Annotated in this window: 1 pseudogene; it reads left to right on the forward strand. The window is 61.2% G+C overall.

From position 1 onward, the window contains the following. Window positions 1-836: pseudogene (locus tag RPS27_RS10515) on the forward strand (ISNCY family transposase); the annotation flags it as partial. Window positions 837-949: the final 113 nt, after the last annotated feature.

The following is a 949-nucleotide window of genomic DNA, read 5'->3' on the forward strand; positions in this document are numbered from 1 at the left end:
TCGGCCTCGATACGGACAATGATACGGTGTTCATGAATGAGACGCTGAAAGCCTACTGCGATGCGGCCAACATCGTCTTCACGCGTTGCCGGCCCTACCGGAAGAACGACCAGGCGTTCGTCGAGCAGAAGAACGGTGCCGTCGTGCGCAGGATGGTCGGCTATCGTCGGCTCGAGGGCCTGGAAGCGGCCAAGCTGCTGGCTGAACTCTATCGATCGGCGCGGCTGTTCGTGAACTTCTTCCAACCCTCATTCAAACTGATGGCCAAGCAGCGCGACGGTGCTCGTGTGCGTAAGACATACAGCGCACCGGCAACGCCACACCAGCGCTTGGCCGCCGACGCCCGCACGCCCGATGCGATTCGTCACCATCTCCAAGAAATCTATGCCGCTCTCGACCCGGTCGCGTTGTTGCGCGACATCCGCGGCGCGCAGGAACGCCTCGCGGCGCTCGCTGATACGCAGCCAATCGCCCATCCTGCTGCGGCATCGCAACCGATCGATCTCTTCCTGGCAAGCCTACGAACCGCCTGGAAAGACGGAGCTATGCGACCGACGGATCGGCCAATCGTGAAAGCGAAAAGAGGCCGGCGGCGTCCCGACCCGCTCATCCGGGCAACGCTAGATTTGCGAAAATGGTTTGAAGCCGAGCCTTGGCGGACTGGTAGCGAACTGCTCTCCCGGTTGCAGGCGGAATATCCTGGAGCCTATCCGAACAAGCTTCTTCGAACGCTTCAGCGTAGGCTTAAATCCTGGCGCAGCGAGCAAGCGAACGCGTTGTTGTTCGTTCCTACGGAGGAAACGCTGCTGGGGCATGAGGTCACAACAACCCAATGATGTGGCAGACGCCAGCGGAGGAGGCCGGGCGCTCCGAAACCCCGGCCATCTCCGCACCCGGCCTCCTCCTCAACCCAAGCCGGGAGCAAAATAAATGAGGCAACCGATCGCAC

It is taken from the genome of Bradyrhizobium sp. WYCCWR 12699 (assembly GCF_032144035.1).
Classification (GTDB): Bacteria; Pseudomonadota; Alphaproteobacteria; order Rhizobiales; family Xanthobacteraceae; genus Bradyrhizobium.